This window comes from Nocardia niwae NBRC 108934 = DSM 45340 (genome assembly GCF_001613465.1).
Taxonomy (GTDB): Bacteria; Actinomycetota; Actinomycetes; order Mycobacteriales; family Mycobacteriaceae; genus Nocardia; species Nocardia niwae.
Map to the genome: position 1 here is coordinate 1 of NZ_BDCK01000014.1, position 23,635 is coordinate 23,635.

Here is a 23,635-nt window from a genome sequence, read left to right on the forward strand (position 1 = left end):
TACGATCTCTTGCACCGACGTGCCGTCAGACTCGCCGTCGCGCCACCAGTCGAATCCCACAGTCATCCCCTGCCCTGGTCGAGTACATCAATCCCGACCGCCTGAACGTTGGTGATGAGTCCAGCGGCGATCAGGGATTCGAGAACCTCGCCGATGTCTTCGCCACGGGCAGCGAGCATCTGAGCCCAAGTGAACTCGCCACCCGTTCGCCCGTCCGAAAACACTGGGGTCCATGTGCCGTCGTTGTTGCGCGCCCACTGGGTCGGTACGTCGGCGGCGTCGTAGTCGGTCGCATCCGACAGATTCGCGAGCGCGTCACGCATCCGGATCAGATCATCTGATTTCATTTCGCACGTCCTGAGGTGTGCCGAACAGGTGTCAGTGATCCGCCCCGCCGCCGGGGATGGAGGTCGACCCGACGGCGCGGCGTGGATGAAAGCGTGCGCGCCCGGTGGCAGGAGGACCGGTGGCCGCGCCCCACCTTCCGAAGTGGGGGGAATCTCCCCACCTGCTCGTTTGCCATATCGCCACGCGCGCAACGCCGTTATGCTGGGAGAACCTCTTCGCGGAGGAAATTGCCCCCGGTCGACGGGTCGGGGGTATTCGCGAATGAGGCCAACCGCGAAGAAGGACAAGGCATATGCCGAACCCTGACGAACTCGCCGCACGCGCGATAGGCGAGCGCATTCAGAACATTCGCACTCGCACGGGCAAGCCGCGTGCAGTCGTCGCCGGTCTCGTCGGCAAGTCCGAGGACTGGTTGCGCGACGTAGAGAAGGGTCGCCTGCAGCACCCGCCCGGTCTTGAGATGCTGCTACGCATCGGGCAAGCTCTCGGCGTGCGCGACCTGACCGAGATCACCGGCGAGCACGAGCTACTCGTCGGCATCGCCCGCCGCGCCGGGCATCCCGTCGTACCCGAAATTCGCGAGGCAATCGAGTCAGTCGACCTCGCCCCTGTGCCGTCGCCCATCGACCCGACTGAGCTGCGCGCCCGCGTCGAGCGCGCATGGCGGTTGTGGCACACCTCGGCCACGCCCCGAGCCGATGCCGGCGCAATGCTGCCCGAGCTGATTCGCGACGGCCGTCGCGCGGTGCGCACGCTCGACGGGCAAGAACGCCGGACCGCCGCCGCGGCACTGTCGGGTGCCTATGCGCTGTCCGAGCAGGTGCTCGCTTGGGTTGCTGACGCGCCGCTGCTGTGGCTCGCTGCCGACCGATGCATGTCCGCGGCCGAGATCGCCGACGACCCGGTCACGCTCGCCGCTGCGAGCTGGGTACTCGGCAACGTCTGGCGCTCGACCTCGCGCGAGGACGACGCATACCGCCTGGCGCAGGACGCGGTCGCGTTGCTCGAACCGCGCCTCGACGGCGACCAGGAGGCGCAATCGCTATGGGGTGCCTGCCACCTGCACGGCGCGATCAGCGCGGCACGCCTCGGCCGCGAGGGCGATGCACTGCGGGGGATCGATCAGGCGATGGGTATGGCGCGGGCGCTCCCCACGGGCAGCACCCACCCATGGACGTTGTTCGGCGTCGCGAACACCGAGTTTTCTGCCGTGTCGGTCATGGTCGACATGCGCAAGTCCGGCGGTGCGCTGGAGGCTGCGAGCATCGTCGACCCTGACGCGGTGCCGAGCGTCGACCGTCGAGCCCGTCTATGGCTTGAGCTGTCGCGAGCGTACGGGCAGCAGAAGGACTGGATCGGCACGCTCGGTGCGCTGAAGACAGCGGCGTCGGTGTCCGAGGAATCGATGCGCTGCCATCCGCTGTCGCGCAGTCTCGCGGCCGAGCTCGTGACGCACGGCGGCAAGATCGTCGAGCGCGAATCGAGGGCGCTCGCCAGTCGGCTCGGCGTCACTGCATAGCACTCGGGATGCGTGGACGCGGTCCACAAACCGGGCTATTCTTGCCCCGACCAATCCCGGTGAATCCCGACCAATCCCGACGAATCCCAAGGTCATACGCTGCTAGCTGGGGCGATACGGCGGTTCAAGTCCCCCTTCGCCCACAAGACGAAAGCCATGTATCAGGTTCCACTGATACATGGCTTTCCCCTTTTCCGTGTCTCGAATCGCTTCGGCCGATGTACGGGCTGGCGGTCAATGTCCTCCCACGGCGGGCAATACGCCCAACTGCTGGAGGAACCCGAGCACGTCCTTGTCGGACCACTTCTCGGCGATCTTGCCGTCCGCGATCCGGTGGATCGCTGTGCCGGTCATCGTCAATTCGTTCCCGGTGGCCGGTATCCCCGGCAGATCCCCGGTGTGGCGGCCGTGCGCGGTGAGCCGGGTGACGACCCGATCACCTTCGGCGACCTGATCCTCGATCACGTGTCGCCCTGGAGTGGCGGCCCAAAACATCCTGAAGGCTTGTTTGAGCCCCTCGCGGCCCGGGCCGAGGCCGGGGAACGGAGGCGGCGAGTGATCGAGATAATCCTCCGCGACGAGGTCGTCCATGGCATCGACGTTCCCCGCGTCGATCTCCTGATAGAACCGGCGGACCAGTGCCTTGTTGGCTTCCAGCGACATGATCGACCTTCCTCCTCGGGTGCCGGGCGGCGAACGGCCGTCGTCACCCGAGTCTCGCACCGCGCGGGCAGCAACCGCTGGCAACACTGGTCGGAAATCGGATACAGCTCGGTCGCGAACGATCAGGAAAGGACCTCCGCGCCGCGCGCTCAGTCCACCGGGCCGTGGCGGTCGAGGAAGCGCTGTTCGAACGCGGCGATGAATCGCGCCTGATCGACGCCCGAGGACGAGTGCACGAACTCGCCGTCGTCGGCGATATAGAAGATCGCTCGGTCCGACTGCGGGTTCCCGGGGGCGGGCACGTGCACCATCCAGCCGAAGCGGAAGCGCTCGGCGGTCAGCTGCGACAGCGGATACCCGCTGGTGTCGAGTTGCCGTCCGATGACGTAGTCCCGTACCCGGCTGATCGCCGCTTCGGCGGCCATCGGCTCGGGCGCCGTGGACAGCAGCCCGGCGACCGAGAACTGATAGAGCGCGCCGTCGATATCGAAGCGGCCGTCGTCGGCGAAGACGGCGGCCAGCGTGGCTCGTGTCACCCTGCCCGCCTCGGCGGCGGACAACAACGCTCCTATCGCCTCGATCGCGTCCGCGTCCGGACGGTCCCCGAGTATCCCTGCCACGATCTTCGTCGCCGTCTCGCGCGTCCAGACGCCCGGCACCGCGGGCGCGCACTCCTGGGCCGGCGGCGACTGCCCGCGGTACCACCGCCCGGCTTCCCACCAGTAACAGAACGACAGCAGGCCGGAAGCGGCCCGCGGATTCAAGACGGGGTCGGCCACCCAGTCCGGCGCGCCGCCGTACAACTCGGGCATCGGTGCGCCGGCGTTGTACGCAGCGTCCAAGGTCGGCGCGTTCCATACGCCACCGGACAACACGGCGCGTCCGGCCGGAAGCGCGTGCAACGTGGAGCCACCGCGCGAAGTGCCTTCGAACACTCCGACCCAGGGCAGCATCCGAGGGCCCCATTCCGACTTCGCCGCCACGAAGGCCGCTGAGATCGTCGTCCATCGGGCCCACATCTGCGGGAACGGGGGAAACTCGTTCTCCGCGAGGACTGCCCACACCTGGCCGGCCCGGTCGGCGCGGGCCTGGGCGGCGGCCTGCTGTGGAGTTCGCCGCTGCCGGTCGCCGTGCCCGATGTAGGCGGCCAACCACACCGGCACCTTTTCGCGCGGATACGCCTCGAGATCGGCGCGATACGCTTCCGGCACGAACAGTTGACCATCCGGGAAGGGTTCGTCGCCGTAGTCGTAGGCGACCTCGATCCCGCCGGAACTCGTCATCGCGATCATCATTCGCCACCACGGGTCCACTCCGGAGCCTGCCGCGATTGCACGGTGCTCCCGGACGATGGCAAGCACCGGCTCCGGCGGGTCGACCGGCAGCGCCTGCCGGCCGACGGAATACACGAGTTGGGCGATCTCACCCACCACCGTGACCGCGAACACCGCGTCCAGCCGCTGCCACCCGGTCGGCGCGTTCGCCGCCAGCGCACGAGCCAGTGGGTGTTCTATGGTCAGCCCACCGGGTGCGTCTACCAAGTCGTCCTCCGTGTCGATTTCTGGTCACTGCTCGCGCCGCACCCGCGGACCTGGCAGTGCCGGCTGCGGTGGCGACGCGAACGTCGAAGATAGCCGAGGCGCGACATGCCGCGCTTTCCTTCTCTCACGGTCGCCAGGATCGGAGGATTTCGAGTTCCGCGCGTGGCGGCAGCAAATCGGTGTGACCGGATAGCTGACGCACTTGGATCACGGCCTCGCTGAATTCGGTCTCGATGAATTCGATCAGTTGCGGGGTGAGTTGTCCGGCGGCAGCCAGCGGCGCCAGTTTGACGGTGTCGTTCATGACCCGTTTGAACTTCTCGACCCGGGCGAATTTGACCATGTCGGGGCCACCGAGTTCACGAGGCACCTCGATGCCGGGAATGAGATGGCCCAGCCGGGCCCAGTCGTAGGCGCTCGGGCCGTTGACGGCGAGCTCCCAGTCGAGCAGTGTCACGCGTAGCTCGTTGCTGATGAGGAAGTTTCCCTCGTTCGGGTCGGCGTGCAGGATGTGGTGGCGGGACTCTCGCATCGATCGAGCGTCATCGATCAGCGGCTCGAACGGGTTTCCGCGGAGCAGGCCGAACTCGTCGAACAGGTGACCGAAGCGGTCGAGGTGCCGCCGGTAGAAATTCTCGAGGTACCAATTGATGTGATTCAAATACCACCCGCCGGTGTCTCCCTTCGCGACGCCAGGTGGTGTCAGTTGATCCAGCAACGGATGGTTCTCCGGTATGGTGCGCAGCTGCTCGTGGATGTTCGCGAAGGTGCGCAGTATCAGACCCTGATGGGACCGGATCGCTCTCCGGTCGGCTCGCCGGAAAGTCTCGGCGAGATTCTGTCCCCGCGCGAGCCTTTCGATGAGAATCGGCGCTGATCCATCGATGACGCGCCCGTCCGGCATGTGGCCGGTGATGACTTTCAGTAGTTGCGGTGCGTTTCGAACGTATCGGGAGATGACCGGCAGAGTCCTGTGCTCAGGCCCGAAACGGGGATCGTAGCTGCCGGTATCGGGTTGACCGATGCGCAGGACCAAACCGAGGTCTTCGAGGACGACGGTGGTGTTGTAGGTTCCCGTCAGGGCGTCATGGAGCAGTGGTTGCGCTGCTCGGTACACCGTCAGGCCCTCGTCGTGAGTCATGACGTATCCCCGGCTGCCCTCGAGGGGGCGGTAATCGTGGGCGGAGAGCAGCTGCGTGAGATCACGGACGGTGGTGGGCGTCTCGATCAGTGGGGCGGTTGAACGGCCGGCGGCCTCGGGTGCGGATTCGATCTCGGCGCCGTGTCCGACCACGATCAGTCCTATGGTGTTGGGATCGCCGTTTCGGTCGCGATGGGGATTGAGTGTGTAGACGCGCTCGGTGCCGGTATGGAGCTGGCTGGCGGTAAGGAGGCGGTCGTCAGCCGAGCCGGGCACGAGAACGATCTGGTCCACAGCGCTGCTGAGCGCCAGCGTCTCGGCGGAGGAGCGCAGCACACCGATGCCGTCGCCGTGCCCGACTACGGTGGACAGCCGCACCATCCGAGACCAGCTCTCGTCGCGGCTGTCGAGGGCCATTTCGCGGGTTGCGTCGTAGATCATGAGTTCCCTCGCCAAGATATCCCCGGCTACGTCTCGCGCTTCGACGACGTTGCCCCTGGCCGTAGGGTCCGGCCCGGCGCTGTGCGAAGGCGCCTCGAACCCGCGCGGTAAGCCGACAGTGAACATGATCGATATGCGGTTGTTCCGTGGCGCGTGCTGCTGGGCTACCTCGTACTGCAGGCAGGCGTGATCCGCCCAGTGCGACAGATCGGTGACAGGTGTATCGGCTGCGGTGACGTTGAACGCCACGAAGGATGCGTGGTCGGCTTCCCCGATCGAGACGACAGCTCGGCCCGTGCCGCCTTGCGTCACGGGATCGTAGGAGACCAGTAGCACCGGTGGCGGAGGGGAGGCGTCGACAGGAAGCCGCCAAACCATGTTTCTGACCTCTGCCAGCTGCTCGCGCAGCGCGGCGAGTTCACGCCGGCGCTCGGGTGCGACGCGGGGGGATTCGAGGTCACGGGCGAGCGATAGCCGATTCGCCAGATCCCGCGCCCGATATGGGATTCCGGCGGCGGCCCCGATGATGTGCGGATACTGTCTCAGCACCGCCAACTGGATCTGGGATACCGAGAAGTCTGTGGCGCCCGCCAAGAGACTGCCGATCGGTGTATTCCCGCTGGTCCATGTTCTGAGCTTGATCCACCATCGCATATTCTTCGAGACGGTGTCGAAAGCCGTCTGGAACAGGTCCGCGGTATCGCCGTGCTCCAGCAATGACCGAATCCCGGCTCCCCGACCGTGGAGTATTTGCAGCAGGTCCACCGCGGTTGCCGCGAGGGCGCGCTCGTCATCGGTGGTATCCCAGTCCCACGGCAGGTCGCGATCCAGCGGGTGCTCTCTAGGGGCGTACTCGATTCCCGGGCTCTGACTACCGAGCCCCCACAGCGCCCGTACTCCCCAGTGGAACCAGTGGGCGAGGGCGGGCTCCGATCCGATGTCGAAATATTCCGACAGGGTCTCATGTATGCGCCGTGACCGGACTTCGGGCGATCTGCGGGAGCACGCGACTGTGATGTCTTCGTACAGTCGACGAATGCCGTCGGCTGCTTCCTGGAGCGAATAGATGACGGCCCGGTTTCCGAAGCGAGCGATGGCCTCGGTCAGCAGGTCGTCGACCTGACGAAGATAGTCGAGTCCAAGGGCGGAGTTGCTGGTGGGGAACAGGTAGAACGCCGCATCGAGCAGATGCGGCAGGGCAGTCGCGGCCGTCGCGGCGAACAGACGGTCGGAGCCGGTTCGCGCCCGCTCCAGCGCAACGGCGTGGACGGGCAGCGACTGGAAGATCGTGGCGTACCTCGGGGAAAAAGTTTTGCCGGATTGCAGCCGCAGCACTCCATTCATAAGACCGGCCCACTCCGTGACCATTCGAGCCATCGTTCGGCCGTGCTCCACACTCCGCACGAAGGACTCCGCCAGCCGCGCGTGTTCCTCCGTGGGGGCGGCAGACGGCTGGAATGAATCCTCTTCGAGCCAGATGTCGTGCCGTCCGGCTTCTTCGATCCGAAGTCCCGCTTCCGCGAGATGTGACGGAATCGTGTGATGCGAAGCGTCCACCGACCAACGGTGCTCGGCGACGGTGCGGGCCACCGCGTACGCGGCGTCGAGCACGGCGGTCATGGCGTCTTCCAGCGCGCCGATGGTGCGTCGCTTCGCCTGTAGCCATGGCCCGAGTGCGAACAACTCCCCATAGGTGGTCGGCGCTGTAGGGGGAACGCTGTCGCCGAAGCGGCGAGTCGCTTCGGCCACGAGCGCGCTCAACAGCCGTGCCGGGTTGATCACGTTGTCGGTCACCGACGGCGGTTCGCCGTGATGTATCGCCGCTATCTGACCGGTGACCCTGCTGGTGAAGCCGACCAGCAGGTGATCGAGATTGCCGTCGGAGAGGCGTGCGGCCCAATTCTGGAGATTTTCGAATGTGGCCTCGGCACGGAAGGTCGACAGCGCGGCGTTGGCAATTCGCTCGGCTTCGCTCCGCCCAGCGCCGAACGCCCCGCCATCCGGGTCATGCGGATGCCCGGCATGCGCCAGCACACCGTCGGGAAGACCACGCCGCACACCGCCGAACGGATCCGCCACCGCCGATGGCGGATCGAGAGCGAACCCATCCAGACCACGGGCGCGCCGCGGCGGAAGATCCAGCGCCACCGCCGGGTCGAAGAGCGCACCGGTGTCAGGACGAAACGCTTGCGCCCGCCGGGTAGTCCTCAGGCCGTACTGCACCTCTCGCGGATCGAGCGGGCGCGCGGGTAGGTTACCGGACCCAGCGCTGCTATCACTCAGGCCCTGCGGACGTTGTGCGGCAGCATCGCGACGACTGTCGTCACTGTTGTCGACCTGAGGCGACGGGGTATGGGCGGTGCCCTTGAAGGCGCTGTTGTCTCCACCGTTCGGTGCGGCGGCATGCGCCACCACACCGGGCGGCACACCGCGCGGCAGGCGGCGGACTGGATCCGCGACTGTTTCCGGCGGATCGAAGCCCAGCCCATCCAGACCACGTGCTCGACGCGGCGGAAGATCCAGCACCGGGCCGTCGTCCGCATAATCCGGTACCGAGTCCCATCGGCCGCGCGTCCAGTGGATCCACCGCGGGAATGGCAGTGGGTCGGATTCGGCGCGCTGGATCGCCTGTATGTGCCGGTCGTCGCGCCGGGCGCTGTAGAACGCATCCCGTTCGGCGCGGAAGTGGCTCGCGATGACGGGCAGCGCGTCCATGCCCATCATGTGGGAGACGCCACGGAAGAGATACAGCTTGGATGTCGGGATGAGTCTGGCGTTATCGCGGCTGTGGTCGACAGGTGAGAATTGGTCGGCAGCGCCGTGCACGAGGTCGACCGGGACGCGGTACCGGTCGAACCGGATTCCCCAGCTCCCGGTCAGTTGGATGGCGTCGTCGGCCCATGCTCGCCGATAGTTGCGCACAGCGCGTTGATAACCCCGGGCCAGCTCTTTGCGGTGCGTGCCCACCCACATGTGGTCGACCAGCGTGAAGGCGTCCTGGTTGTAGCGCAGCAGCCACTCTCCGTCCTGGGCGATGTGGTCGGCCATATCGGTCAGCGTGGCGGCCATGGCTTCGATGTCGGGCCTGGCGTAGATCCGCTGGTTCTCCTCGGCCATGCCCGCCATCCACCCACCCATATCGTCGAGGCGCGGGGCGGTACCCACGAGGGAGACGACCCGGTCGACATGCTCGGGGTCCAGCGCGCCGACCGCGATGGCCACCGATCCACCGCCGGATCGCCCGAGTACGGAATAGCGGTTGAACGCGAATAGTTCGGTCGCGATGTGAATGATGTCGCGGGCGCAATCGGCTACGGTGCGTCCAGGCAGCGGGTCCGAGTCGCCATAGCCGGGTCTTTCCACAACGACGACCGCGAATCCTCGGTTGTAGAGCGCCCAGGGATCCGGCAGCGGTCCGTCGACTCCGACCGGCGTGCCGGGTGAGAGCAGGATCGGGTAGCCGTAAGGGTTGCCCAGGAAGCGGAAGTGTACGGTTCTGCCGTCCGGCATCGTTGCGGCATAGAGTTTCGACGTGAGGCCCAGGTCGGCGGTTTCCTCGGGCTCGGCGACCGCGCGGACGGCGTCGTCCGGCAGTGCGGCCTCGTGGCCGAACCGATCGCTCCGGTCGCGTCGAATCTCGACCGGATCGTCCTGCCGATCCGGCTGCGAGGAGGCAGCCGGAGTGTTCTCCGGAGCAGTATCCGCGTTATCGGTGACGTCGGGAATTTGCCTCGCCGTGGTCCTCGACGGAACGGCGCGGTCCTGGGGACCGGCCTGTGCCTCCTCGAGGGAAAGCGGTCGCCCGCCTGCGGCGGCTTGCTCCATCCATTCGAAAATGGTGACGAGGATCTCGATTTCCTCGACTTCCGCACCGCGGCCCGTAGCAGCGGCGAGTTCGGCCACGTGGTCGATGGCCCGCCGTATCTCGGCAAGCTGATCGCGCGTTTCGTCCGGCGCCAGCTTCACGCGGGCGGCAGGATATCCGAGCAGGATGCTCATGGCGTAATCGAAGGTGTGCTGGTATGCGATTTCCGGTTCGAACACCGAGTCCAGAGCCAGCCGGCGATCCGGGCCGGCGACCACCGGCACGTCGTCGATCACCGTTCCGGTACTTCTCAAACGCGCCAGTTCAGCCGCGATCTGGTCGTGGGCCCGATTCACCCGATCCGCGCTGACCGGTTTGCCCTCGCGAGAGCGTTGTACGGTCATCAGAATCAATTCCGTCAGTCGCGTCGTGAGGCTGCTGATCCGCTGGGCTACCTCCGCGCTCGGTTCTTCCGTATGCGGCTGCTCGTCCGTGGCGGAAGTGCTTGTCGATGGTGACTGCTGCGGCCCCGAAGCGTCGTGCGGTTCTCGATCGCCACGTCGGGCCGGGCCGGGGTTTTCCGGCGCGGTGGTCGGACTCGGCTCGTCGAGTTCGGTGACGACGTACACCGACTCGTCGGGTTCGGCAATCACGAGGAGCGGTTCCGCGGGGCCGGTTTCGGTGGACGTCGATTCGCCGGAGAGCGCCGCAGTCTGCCGTAGCAACCGGTCGGCGAGGTCTCGGATCTGGACGTATGTCGGCATCGGTTGACCAGCGGGGTCGGCCTCGCCCGAGTCGTCGATACCGGTCGTCACGGTCTGCGCGGATTCCGTCGCGTGGAGCGGCTTGTCGACCAGTTCACGGTTGTCCAGGCTGTTTGCTGCCGGGGGAGTGGCAGCGGAGTTCCGGCAGGCGGCACAGTTGTCCAGATGCTGCTCGCCCTCGTCTCCTGCCTTTCCGCCGAGGCCTTTTCCGACCCGCATGCCGAACTGCTTCAGGGTGGAGCGGCTCGAATCCAGCAGGTGATGGGACAGTTCGTGAAGCAATACCCGGCCGGCTGCCGCACCCTGACGGCGCAAATACGGACGGACGACTTCATTCAGGTACTGCACCTCGAGCGGCTTAGAGGCGATCTTGTCGAAGATGGCAACCGTCAGGTAGCGCGTGAGCAGGAATTCGGGGGACTGCGGTTCCAGTTCCCGGCAGCCGGGATAGTGCACGGTCCACAGTGCGTCGTGACTGAACATCAACCACAGTGCGTACTCTTCCGGAGTGAGGACGGGGTCGCGTCCCGTGACCATCAGCTCGTAGTCTTCGGCATAACGCCCCGCCACCATGAGATTGTGACCTTCGGCGCGTAACAGGCGTCCCCCGACGTATGCCATTTCTCCCCGGCGAATCTGCTTGGTCTGGGGTATCTCGTCCCCGGACACTCCCCGCCAGAACCTCTCGAACGCCGTCATCTCGACGGTATCGGCGCGATTCGACTCGCGAACCTGCGCGTCAGCCCGCAGGGTCCGCTTTTTCTCGGCATCGGTTTCCCCACGGCCCGGGATGACCCGTCGTTGCCGAAGCGTCGCTGGTCCCGGGCTCGCATTGGGCGCTGCCAGCAGCCTTTCGGCTCCGAGCGTCAACCGTACGGCTGCGTCGACCCCCGCATAGAGCGGGGTCCGCAGTATCGCCCGCCTCCTCATCCAAGCTCTTCGCTCATTGCTTTCGATCCACTGCCGGCCGGATAGCTCACCCTCCCGCGGCATCGGGAACTCCCAGAAGTACGAGAAGATCTCCTTCCACGGACGCAACCGTTCCATGAGTTCTTCGAGCGACGGATCAGCGGGAATCACGTACGCCGCGGGCACGATCAGGCTGTCGGCCGGGTCGGCGGGCACTATCAAGCCGGCGGGACCCATGCGAATGGTGCCGGGGTGGTAACTTTCGCGTCCATCGCTCTGTCCGGTGTTGCCCGCGGCGTCGGGCCCGGATCGAGGCTCGGCGACGACGGGGTCTTCCGAGTGCGCGGGCGGTTCGGCTCGTCTACCGGGCCGTCCGAACGCATGTCCGTCCGGTCCCACGTTCGGGTCGGTAGCGTGAACCATCCCGGGGTCGAATCGCTGCCCGCGCGGGGGCGGCACGATCCCGATATCCCTGGCCTTTCGTTCGGGAATGTCCATGCCGAACCCGGATGGATCCGCCGCCCGCTCTCGAGCGGGTGCGTTCGGCTGCGGGGTGAAGTCGTCCTCGACGAGGTGCCGATCCTCCGGGCGAGCTCCGGCGGCCCCATGCGCGATCACACCGCGGGCTTCGGACACAGCCGTGGGTGTGGCATCCTGCATCAATTCGCCGACGGCTCGGAAGAGGACCTCCGGGTCTCCGCCGCGGGTGGGGGAAGACCGTTTCGGCCGGTAGAGCCGACGCCCCAGTTCCACCTCGACCCCCATCCGCAGTGGTCGCCATCCGGGACCTTCCGAGGTCTCGGGCGGCGCGGCGGGTTCGCTCGTTGCCGGTTCGCCCCGCTCCCTACCGGGAGCGAATCCGCCTCCGTCCGCGTGGGGCTCGACCAGCCTGTTGATTCGTTGGTGCCGGGGAACCGGGCCGCCGCGGTCCCAAGGATCGCCGTGGTCGTCGAAGGGATCGACGAGGTCGGGAACGCCGCCGATCAGGCCGACGCGCGGGGGAACGGCAGACCTGCGGGTCGGGGAGGCGGTTCCATCGGACGGTGCGGGTTCCCGCGCTGCGTCCGTTTCGCCGTCGACCGTTGCGGATCGTTGCCGGTCGCCGGAATCGGTGACAGTTTCAGTGGACACTGCCGTTTCCGCATTCTCTGCTGTCGCCTGGCGGTACAGCTGATCCGCGAACTGGGGCCGCGGCCGTTGCACCGCATGGGCTTGCTCGAACGCGTAGGCGTATCCGATCAGCGTGGGTTCGCTCCACGCCGCGGCCCGGAAGGTCACATTGACATGCTCTCCGGCTGGATGGTCGGAGGTGGCCGGCGTGCGGCCCGCTGGGACGATGATGCACGGATAACCGGCCTTATCGCCCATAATCGTTCCGTACTCGTAGACGGATAACAATGCGGTGAGTTCGTGCTCGGCCATCACCGCGTCGATCCGGGTTTTGCTTTCTGCGAGATCCAATTGAAGGTCTGCCTGGTACTTCGCCGTGTCGGCGCTGTCCGCGCCGAGGTCCTTCGCCTGCGCGGCGATGAGGAGGTCTTGGCCGTACTTCAAGGCGATCTCGGCGTTGGCGTTGTTGTAGGCGATGATGTCGGCCAAATCTTTCATAGGTGCGTCAGCGGGCAGCTGTGAAAGATATGTGTTCAGGTCTCGCTTCATCTCGTAGGAGAACACGCTCGAACAGGGCGGGTTGTCGTCTTGAAAGCTGTGCGAGTTGTCCAGATCGAGGGTGATCAAGGTGGCGCCTCGAGCCTTCAGCGTGCTCAGCGCCGCATCCCACAACCGCCGCTTCGGAGTCCCCTCTGGCTCAACCCCTAGCGTCAGGACGCCGATGCGGGCGCCGCGGAGTGCCTCCGGATTCAGATCCGCGGTGAAGTCGTGGCCCGCCAGGGGGTTGTGCGCGGTGGCAGGGTCTCGAGGATCGACCCCGACGAGCGCCGTCAACAATATCGCGGCGCCGGTGACGTCCGGACTGTGCGCTCCTGGAGAGTCCCGGGTGGTGGACATGGGCACGGCGCCCACGCGTGGTACAGCACCGACAGTGGGTTTGAGCCCGACGATCGAGTTCCAGTTGGCCGGAGTCGTAATCGACCCCGATGCTTGGGAGCCGACGGCGAGCGGCACAAGCCCGGCCGCGACACCGACGGCAGATCCTGAGCTGGAGCCCCCCGGGACCAGAGAGACGTCGATCGGATTGAGGGTCTGGCCGCCGTAGGAGCTGTACCCGTAAGGCAACGTGCTGCTCAGGGAACTCCCGAACTCGGTGAGATTGGAGTGGCCGAGAATCACCGCGCCCGCCTTACGCAACCGCGTCACCAGCGCGGCGTCCGTGGCGGGGTACGAGTTCGCCAGAGCCACCGAGCCCGCGGTGGTCGGCATGCCTGCGATATCGATGCTGCCTTTGATCAGAACCGGGACCCCCAACAGTGGGCCGTGCGCGGCGCCGGCCCGCCGCAGTTCATCCGCCCGGGCAGCCTCCTCGAGCGCCCGCGGATTGATGCCGATCACCGCGCGCAACACCGAAAGCTTTTCGATGCGGTGCAGGCACAACCGAGTCAATTGCACGCTGGTGATCCGGCCACTGGCCAGCAGTTCGATCAGCTGTGTGCTCGTCACCGAAACAAGGTCCAGCGTTGTCACCGTGTCGGAGCCGGCCTCACGATCCCCGGTGCTGGTCACCTGCTTACTGTCTGTTGGCATCGGTTCGGTCGTTGCGGGATCGGTTCGATGGCCACGGGCAGCGCCGTCGCCGTCCGCATGGGGCTCGGCTTCCGGCAGTCGGACAACCATGTCCGGTGACGCCGGTTGGCCGGAATCATCCGGACCGTGTGCCTGCTCGGATGCATCGCCGCCATTTCGCAGCGTGACCCCGGTGACAATCGTGCCGTCCTGAATGCGGAAGCGGCCCTGATAAATCGTGCCGACTACCGCGGGTCCGTCGGCCGGCAATTGTGCCTCGAATGTCCCGGCCGTGCCGTCGCCGGCATCGGGGTGGAACGTGACTTCCACCTGGTTGTGCCGCAATTGGTGTCCGGTCAGCTTCGCGTGCAGGCCGAGGACGTTTTCCTTGGCGGAGATATGCACCTGATCCCAGTGCACGGCGGGGAGCGTGTGCATCAGATCGCGCATGCGAGAGCGTTCTTCCCGCTGTGTCATCCTGAGCATCAGGTCGCTCCGAAGAGCGGCATGCCGCTTCGCGTCCAGACCGATGGCCCGAAGCGTGCGCGCCTCGCCGAGGGCGACGCCGGTGAAGTGTTTTGTCTGCACGGTGGCCACGACCAAGTCGTCGGACAGCTGCGGTTCGCCATCGGGTCCGGGGGTAATCGCCACTCCGATACGATCCAGCGCCTTCAACGCTTGATCTATGCAGCGCCGGAGATTCAGTGCGGAACTGTGCTCGCTCCCGGCGACTTCGGCCGTGACCACGTCGTCCGGCACTACGTAGCGGAGCGAACCCGTGTCCGTAACGCCCGCATCCATGGAATCGGCCTCAGGCACGGCGGCGGTATGGACGGGCCACTTATCTCGACTGGTGATCCGGGTGCCTGCCTTCCGGCGGCTTACCAGATACCCTTCCGCGGCCAATTGTTGGTACGCGGCCGCCACGGCAGATGCAGACGACGCGCCCAGTTGTGCGGCGAGATCGCTCGCAGGCGGCAGCGTCCGCCCTTCGGCCAACCTCCCCGAGAGGATCGCTTGGCGTAACTTGGCTACCACTGTGTTCCGCCATCCGCGGGCGCCGCTCGGCGCCGGTTGCTCAGTGGTCCAAGTCACGGAGAAGACCTCGACCACTTCGGCGGGAGTCAGCCGCTTGGTTTCCGGATCAGCCTCTTCGTCGAGGATCTTGGCCAGCGCTTGAACGCCCCGGTGGTGCAAGTGTTTGATCGCGTTCTCGCTACGGAATCCGCCCGTTTCGTCGCCGATCTGAGCGAAGGTCAGATGCTGGAGATACCTGAGCCCGAGAACCATCCGTTGGTCTTCGTTGCGGACCCGGCCGAGAGCAGCCCGCAACTGTTCGAGTTTCGTGTCGTCACCCTCGTCCGCCGCGACGAGCGCGGCTTCGAAGGCCGCCTTGACCTTGGGCAGAGCGCTCTTGTCGAGCGTAGGCCGGGTTCCGGCCGCCACGTTGTCCACGTCGGCCGCGGGGGGTGCCTCAGCGTGGGGCGCAGTCCGCCGGGTCTCCGGCCGGGGTTCGTGTTCGTCCCATTCCCGGCCGGTTTCGGGATTGCGGTGGAATGCGAGATGGGCGTTGGGGGAAATGATCCCGGGCTGGCGCCGGCTTGTGGGGCGCTGGAAGCGTTCGGGAGCGAGTCCGGCCGCTGCGGCGGGGTCGGCGTGCGGGTTGAAGTGCCGCCCCCCGTCCTCGACTGTGGTCTCGGCCACGGCGCGGTCCTTCGCGGCTTCCGCCGGCGGCACTGCGGCCGGCAACGCCTCGCCGGTCTTGTCGACGAAGATGGCCTGTACGCCCGGCGGTTGCGGCGATACTGCCGGTGACACGTCACCGGCATGCGGGATGCTCTCGCGACGGTCGTGGTCGCCGATGATCCGTCTTTGCTTGGCTACCGCCACGATCTCCGCTCGATCACCGCTGATGCGGAGCTTCACGCGAATGCGTTCGAAGCTGTAGTTCACCTTGCTCCGAGAGACACCGGCGGCCTCGGCGATCTCTCCGACGGATAGGCCTGCCGCGGCCAGCTCGAGCACTTCGACGTCGAGGTCGGACAGGCCATGCCCGCGGGGAGGCGTCGCCGGAGGCGGGGTCGGCCATCGGTTCCGGCTCTTCACCGTCGTTCCCGATCCGGGAGTGATGACTACATAGCCCTCCACGCTCAACTGCCGATAAGCCTTCTCCACGGGGCCTCTCGACATATGCAAAGCGGCGCCGAGTTGCTCGGCCCGAGGCAGCATACGATCGGCGAAACGATCCGACAGCACCGCTCGGCGCAACGCGGACAACACCATTACTTTCAAGTTCCCGCCGGCTGCCTGCAACAACTCTCTTATCGACGCCTCCTCCGTGAAGACCTCCAACATCTCTTCCGGAGTAATCGGCGAAGCGACCGGCGATGGCGGAGTATCAGGCCATTGGTCGCGGCTCGCTACCTTCGTTCCGACCCCGCGGTGGACCACCACATAACCCTCGCCGGCCAGCTGGCGATACGCGCTGTCGACAACGTCTCTCGATAAGAGGCCCAAGTGCTCCGCCAACGCGTCATCGACGGGCAGCAAACGGCCTTCGGCCAACCGACCCGACAGGATCGCCGCCCGTAGCCTTTCGGTCAGCGCGGTTTGCCACCTGAGCCGGTCGACGAGCTCCACCAGGGTTGCGTTCGGCGCTGCCGCGTCGAGGCTATCCAGCAACTCTGCCGGGCTGACCGGGAGCACCGCGGCGAGCGCGTGTACGGCGCGGCGCCGTAGCGACTTGTCAGCATCAGCCGTACGGTTGGCGCTGATCGCGGCCGTGGCGTCGGCAACCGTCAGACCCTGCAGAAAACGGAGCTCGAGGTATTGCTCGTAGGCGGGGTTGCCTAGTTGTCGGATGGTCCGTCGCAGCCGTTTGAGCTCGCGCTCGTCCCCATTGTGAGCCGCGTCCAGAGCTGCCTTGGCCGCTGCTTTGACCGCCAGCAATGCCTCGCCGTCTCCGGGGTTGGGGCTGGTGTGGTCGTAGCGCGGGTTGCCTTCGTCCAGTTGTTGTTGGGCGTTCTCCGGATGTGGTTTGTCCCAGAATCGGTCATCGCCGTTGCCATGGTGGTGGAATTCGAGAAGGTGTTGGTTGAGGTTTCGTTGCTTGTTGACTCCGATGCCGTGTGGGCGGTGCGGGAAGTGGGCGTCGATAGGGTTCGGGTCGACATGGTGGAAGAGTTCTACCCCAGGGGGTAGCGGATTGGATGGGAGTCCGCCCGGGGTGGTTGACGGTTCAGTCACCTGGCTGGGGGGACGAACCTCCTGCTGTGCCGCCTGCCCAGGCGGCGACTCCGCCGAGGCTCCCTCCTGAGGAGATCCGGGAGCGCGAGTAACGTCGAAGGGCGGAACCATGGTGCCGTCCGGGGCCACTTCGATCCGAATACATACATGCCCCTCATCACTCGTGAGCATAATGTCTCGACCGCCCCAGACATCTCCTGTGAAACCTTGTTCGTGCAGATAGTTCGATAGCAACCGGTGTGCATCTCCGGCTGCCGCGCTGCACCCGACCAGCAGCAACTGACTTCCCGGGTGTTGGGCAGAAGCGGTTCGGAAGTAAGCACTGGACCAAACAATCCGGCCGAACACGATCCCGTCGACAAGAACTCCTCGACGCTGCCCGTTCTGCCGATCTTCGACCTTGATCAGGTAGCCGTTTTCTTCCGCGTGTGCGAACACGACGATGGGTTCACGGTTTTTTTCCGCATCGAAGTACGGCGCTTCCTCGGGCTGCGGGTCGTCGGCCCACTGCGATGTCGGAGCTATATCCGGCATCCTTGTTGCCACATCCGAAACCGGCCAGACGGGTATGAATTCTCGGTTTCCCGGCCTGTTGTCCGTCAGGCCCCACGCTCGGATTTCATCGGCATTTTGCTCGTCCCCTGGGAAGCCTGCGCCAGAGATCTTTCCGTCGGACGAAGACACCGGGATAATCCAAACGTCGTCGATCTCGAATTCGATGTAGTGACCATTATCGTCCCAACCGTAAAGAGGAGACTGCGGCGACGAGTCGGAGTCGGCTACACCGGTGGCGGACAGCGCTGGCTCGGGCGCGGCATCGTCCGGTGCTCGGGTCGCTTCCGCTTGCCCGCGGCGGCGCTCGCTGCCGGCACGCATCTCGTTCTCGAGCCGAGCGACGGCGCGGTCGGCGAACAGGAAGTTCTCGGTCGCGTCGACGAGTCGCTGGAGGTCCGGGTTGTTGGTCGCATCGGCGAGCGCCCGTAGCTCCATCAGTGGGTTGTCGGTGGAGGTGTGGACTGTCGGGCCGGGTTCCGATAGTCCTAATAGGTTCGCCAATTGGCGATCCAGCTCCTCGCCCGAATCCGTGAGCTGCTGCTGAGTCACCGGATCGGCCTGCGCCGCATTCGCGGCTTCGATGTCGCGAAGCACGGGAAGCCGCAGTGCGACCCAGTCTACGAGAAGATCCATATCCTGGGCTGAAGCCACCGCTGCCCACCCTGCTTCGCCCAGCCCTCGAATCCACCGTTGAGCGATGGTCACTGCCTGTCGCACCCACCCGGCTCGCACCAGATCCGTAAGCACGCCCAATACCTCGGCGAGGTCGGCCCTTGCCGATTCCAAGCGAATGCGCAGTTCTTGCAGGTGAGCGCCCGGATCATCGGTCGCGCTGTCCACGGGCGCATCGCTGCCGGTGAAAATGACACCCGACCTGGTCAGCCACGGATCCGCAACCCTGGTGTGGAACTCGTCGATCGCGGCGGTTACCCGATCGGCGTCCTCGCCGAGGGCGATATCAGCGTATCTGGCTGTGATTACTCCATTTTCGCGCGTGAGTACGAGGGTGATCCGGCCCGGCTTACCGAGAACCGGGTTGATGGAGAATACGATCGATAGCGAATCGTCCTCCGCGACAACGGCCGTGACGTACATCCAGAACTGAGCGGTGGCCCCCGGGAACATAGTGCGCGCATCGGGAACTGCCGGGTGGGGGCTTTCGCCGCGCTGATCGATCAGTTGACCGGCGGTCGGCACGCCGACCGGAATCTGCTTTCGCCACAGGTCTCCGAGGATGGTGTCGTCGAAGTCCACCGGTACACCGCGATCGGCCATTTCGAATAGGCCCTGTGCAACGTACTTCAAATCGGCCGATGCCTTCGGCAGCATCTTACTGCCGAAGATGATGTACACATTCCGGCCGCCGTCGATGAACCAGTGCCCGAATGAATATACATGGATGTCGGGTTCGGAGAATGAACTGTATAGCAGGGCATGCGTGCCAGGGGGAGCCGGCATCGATCGGGCGCCATTGGCCGTCAGGAAGAAAACATCACCTTCCGGCCCGGTGGTGTAGGGTGCGTCTTCGTCGTGGATCCCACCCCCGGTGGCGGTATAGACATTCGTGTAGTCGAGCGATGCGGCGACTTCCGGCGTGTACATGTACATGTGCGATGGCATCGGCACGGCGTCATATTTCCTGCGAATTCCGGCTTCCCGGACGGTTGCGCTTGCAGCCGCATCGGCCGTAGTGGCCTCCGGTTCCGAGATCGCATCGGTCTGCTGCTGCGCCGATACGCCACCCGGCTGGTCTGTCGACATGGGCGAGTGGGTGGGCTTGGAAAACGTCACATCGACGATGAGGTGCTCCCCGACGGGGCCGATCAGATGATTGACGGTCACCTCGGTGAATCCCATGCCATCGGCCATCTTGCCGGTGAACGTCCGGCGTGCCGCATCCTCGGGGGAAAGCCCCAGATCCTGTCGGTACGCGTTGAACGTGTCGATGTTGTCGGAGAAGCTGTCGCCCACCGACCATGGAGCACGGATCGCACGCACGTAAGACCCGATTTCTGCCATCAAGTCTCGGAACATCTGCTGGCCCGAGGGCGTGCCCTCTGCCGCGCCGATCTGGAATAGGAGGACACCCTCCTGATCCACCCATCCGTGGATGCCGTCGTTCGCGCCGGCGCGGTAGGTGTTCGAGTACGTGGCGATCGCCACATCGGCGTGGCGAGCCAAATATTGGGCGGGTGTCTCGGAAGCTGGAACGGGTTCCCGGGGGAAGTAGCGGTCGCTCCACACCTCACGTGCCTTGGCGCGGGCCGATTCCGGCGCTCCCCGCGAGCCCGATACCTCGTTGGGATACAGCTTCGCCAAGGTCGACCATTCGTTTTCCCGCAACGGTCCGTCGATGGTGCGGGGCCGATCGAAGTCCAGTGCCGTAGCCGCGCGGGTGGGCCGGTCGGGAATGCCGTCGGGAAAGTGCTCGGGGAACCTGTCGGAGTCGTGTCGGCCGAGCAGTCTGCCCAAAGCCTGTTCCGCCTCGAGCCGATCCGCCGCCTCCACCGGTGAATACACCAGTGCACGCGTCTGCTCCGCGGCACTCGACCCGGGTACGAATTCGTGAATCATGCCGTCGTCGGTATTCGGATCGCGCACTTCGACGACTCTGCGGCCGTCGTAGACCAGCGTTCTGGCGCGGTCCACGCCATCGATGCGCTCCAGTACCACCGCGGTCTGTCCGGGGAGCCCGTCCCGCATCAGCTGTTCGGCGATCTGGTCGGCCGAACCGAGGTCGCGCAGCTCGGCGTCCGCTGTGTCGAGTGCCGCGTGCGCTTCCGTTGACAGCGCGCTCAGATCCCGGGGCGCTTGGGCTCGACCGTCGCCCTCGGCCCTGTCGCCGCTCTTGGAACCACGCGCACCGGTCCTGAGCGCGTCCAGCGGTTCGGATCGTCCGCCTCCCCGGGGCCATCCCCCGCCGGTCGCGTTCAGTTCGCCGAGCCGCTCTACCCGTTTGTGTCTCGGCCCCGGGGTGCGGCCGTGGTCCCACGCTCTGCCGATACCGTCGATGGGTTCTTCGGGATCGGGGACGCCCATGGTCCCGATCGGGGCTGCGGGCCGCGCCGGTCGGGGCGAACGGTCCGGGGTCTCCGGTTCGGATGCTCTCGCATCCGGCTCTGCCGCTCGAGACAGCTCGGATGCCCGAGACGTTCTCGACGGGACGCTCGGGTGGCGGAAGAAGTGCGACCAAGGGATGCCCGCCTGGTCCAACAGCTCTTGCAATCGCTGGTCCGGTGCGGACGCGTGGAACACGACGTAATCGATGTCGGCGACCGTGGCACCATGCACCTGTGCCTCGATATAGCTGTTGGATGTGAATCTGTCTCCGGCGTAGTCGCGGTCGATGCCCTCCAGCCCGAGATAGCCGAGGGTTCTGTGACCAGGTGGAGTGGCGGCGAACGACTCGGGGCGGGGGTCGGTGACCTTGCTGGGGATCGCCGCGACCGATTTGGTGTCGCCGACATTGGCCGTTGTTCGTTCCTCGACAGTGGTTTTGAAGACGATGTCGATGTCGCCGTACTGGGCGAGGGCATCGCCTGCCGTCACTCGATAGGACGGTGCGGTGCGAATGAACCCGTAGATCGGTCGCGACTCCACTGGAAGGTCGGGTGGGTATCCGAACAAAGCCTGCTCGAGCAGCGCGCGGTCTGCCAACAGAGCCTGTCCGATCCCGCGTTTCCCGACGAAGTCGAATTCCGTTTTGAACCTGCCGGTTTCGAGGATGGCTCGCAACGATCCAGCCTTGGTCCGAGTCACGATCTCACCGTCGAATACCTGCCGCAGCTCCTCGACCATCAACGCGCGGAGCCGATCCAGCGGTACTCCCAATTCGGCGGCGAGGGCGCCCATACGACGCTCATTCTCGGCGAAACGTCTGGTGTAGGCGCGCTCTGCGGCGTCAGGGGTGTGCTGCTCGGCTTCGGCGAGCAGTTCTTGCGCCCGCCCATCGGCAGCCTCCGCCGCATCGAGGTAGCGATGCCACGCTTCCAACGCCGCGTCGCTCGGCCTTGCGCGTGAGCTCGGTGAAGCGGGGGGCGACACCCCGTTCCACTGGTGCTCCTGCTCCGGCGCGTTCACGTCCTCCGGCTCGAGGATTCGATGGTCGTCGGGTGCGCGGTCGTCGAGCTCGGAGGCAGGTTGGTCGTGCGCGACGCCCACTTCGGACGCCTTCTGCCTCAGTCGACCCCAAGGAGTCGCTCCGAGAGTTGTGGCGGTGACCGCGGACTCGGGGTCGCCCGAGGTTGCCTGCTCGATCGATGCTTTGCCGACGTCCGATGGGGGCGGGACGTGATCACTGCTCCACGGGGTTCTCTGGCGAGGCCGTGGCGGTGACTCCGTTTTGCCGTCAGGCGGATTCGATAATCCGTCGCCGGGTGTCGGCGGCGTCTCGGAACGGGGCCCGCCACTTCCCGCGGCGATGGAGTGGAGTTCTCGCAGGAGTTGATCGATCGATTCGGCGAATGCCGGGTTCTGGAAGTGGGCGAGAGCATGATTGCACGCGATTATGACCTCGTAGTCTTCTCTCTCGTCGCGGATTTCGGCAATATCGTCGTAGAGGAGGCCGATTGTGCGGGCAGCGCCGAGCGCAGATTCTGAATCGCCCAGTCGCGCTGATGTCGCTCTGAACGCTTCCTCCACTCGGCACAACAGATCGAACGCATACGAACCGTTGCGGCTGCGGGTCAGATAGTGCTCGGCCACCATGGTCAACGCGGGCAAATAGGCCGCTGCCGCGGCGGCGAAAGCCCCATCCGAGCCGGTTTGCGCCTGCTCGAACGCCATGGCATCCGAAGGCAATGACCGGAGGGCTCGGATCAGATTCGGGTCGAATTCGGTTTCCAGCCCGGCAACCAAATACCCATCGATGTACTCCGACCAATCCGTCCCGTCGCTCCTCCGTATCTCTTCGAGATGATGAGAAAGGCCGGATATCTGCGCCAAGGCGCTGGCGGTGCGTCCGATGTGTTCGACGCGCGGTGTGCGATCGCGAGTTCGATAGGCTTCTTCCGCGGACCATGGTATTTGTGCCACCGCACGTTCCATGTAGTGGGCCATGCGTCCGATGTGTTGTGGAAGGGTGTGCAGAAAGTTGAGTTCGTCGCCACTGTTCTTCCATCGCGTCGGAAGGTCACCGGGAGCATGCCTGGGCAAGGAACCCGCGACGTCGAACACGGTGCTCGCCGCGGCATGCAGCTGTCTGGCTTCCGGGAGTCGGGCGGCCATGTCTCGCCCGACGTCGAACAGCGTCGCGTAGTCCCGAAGACCTCGAAGGGGGATGTCTTCCCAGACGCGACGACTCTGCTCCCATACCAGCACGTTCAGTGCCCGCGCCGTGCCGATCATCTCCGCTACCGGCGGCTGCTCACCCCGCTCGAGAGCCTTCAGGTGCGCGGCGCTCCTGGCATGCATATCGGCGATGAGCGCCTCCGCGTCCTCGACGTACAGCATGGTCGCCCAATTTCGCAACTCCCGGTGGGAGGAGGCGAGCAGATCCGGTACCGGTGGCAGGTCGGTTTCCGCGCCGATAGACGCACCACCAGCAGACAGAGGCGGCCGATGTTCGAAGGTGTCGTGGCCGGTTCGTCGCTCGTCGATCGAGGGTGGTTCGGCGGATGCTCCGCGCTGTCTGTTGCGGACGCCGTGCACGGGATCATCCGGGATGTCGTTGTTGCGTTGAACAGCCAGGATCGGGTTCATCCGGCGAGTCCGGCGGTTCCAGCCGGCGGCGCCGAAGCGAGTGGGGGCGAACGGGTCGTGTTCGCGGGCGCTGCGCCACGGGGTTCGAGGGTCGGCGGGAACCTGGCCGGGTCGATCGGGAGCGCTTGGACTCCACGGTGTGCCCGACGAAGGACCGTGCTCGGCGTTCTCGGCTACCGCCCATGGCGTGGCACCGGAGGTGCGATGCGCCGGGGTCGCCGAGGCCGGTCCGGGGTTGGTATTCGCCGGAGCGGATCCGTCGTCACGTGCGGTCGCCGCGACCCCGGATTTCGTGGCTCCGGTCTCGGTGGAGGGCGTGCCGAT

At 65.7% G+C, this 23,635-nt stretch carries 6 protein-coding genes; 2 read left to right on the forward strand and 4 right to left on the reverse strand.

Annotated features, from left to right (window positions below; genetic code table 11):
- Positions 1-62: 62 nt before the first annotated feature.
- The gene (locus NNI01S_RS03835) at positions 63-347 is read right to left on the reverse strand and encodes a hypothetical protein (RefSeq protein ID WP_063017570.1); all 285 of its coding nucleotides are present in this window, start codon (positions 345-347) and stop codon (positions 63-65) included.
- 293 nt (positions 348-640) lie between these two features.
- Here NNI01S_RS03835 and NNI01S_RS03840 point away from each other — a divergent pair, with 293 nt between their 5' ends.
- Positions 641-1,867 carry a helix-turn-helix domain-containing protein gene (locus NNI01S_RS03840; RefSeq protein WP_063017572.1) on the forward strand — a complete coding sequence of 409 codons (1,227 nt, stop codon included), beginning with the start codon at positions 641-643 and terminating at the stop codon, positions 1,865-1,867.
- A gap of 234 nt (positions 1,868-2,101) precedes the next feature.
- Here the strand turns inward: NNI01S_RS03840 and NNI01S_RS03845 are convergent, their stop codons facing one another.
- The 3 genes from NNI01S_RS03845 to NNI01S_RS03855 form a co-directional block, all read right to left on the reverse strand.
- On the reverse strand, positions 2,102-2,530 hold the full coding sequence (locus tag NNI01S_RS03845) for an ester cyclase (RefSeq protein WP_063017573.1): 429 nt from the start codon (positions 2,528-2,530) through the stop codon (positions 2,102-2,104).
- 149 nt (positions 2,531-2,679) lie between these two features.
- On the reverse strand, positions 2,680-4,071 hold the full coding sequence (locus NNI01S_RS03850; protein ID WP_063017574.1) for a hypothetical protein: 1,392 nt from the start codon (positions 4,069-4,071) through the stop codon (positions 2,680-2,682).
- Between the two features lie 124 nt (positions 4,072-4,195).
- Entirely contained in the window at positions 4,196-23,311 is a 19,116-nt protein-coding gene (locus NNI01S_RS03855) for an alpha/beta fold hydrolase (RefSeq protein WP_063017580.1), read from the reverse strand.
- 139 nt (positions 23,312-23,450) lie between these two features.
- On the opposite strand from NNI01S_RS03855, the gene NNI01S_RS35670 reads away from it, so the two are divergent.
- Positions 23,451-23,635: hypothetical protein (locus tag NNI01S_RS35670; RefSeq protein ID WP_218019157.1), on the forward strand; the 185-nt coding region annotated here is incomplete at its 3' end.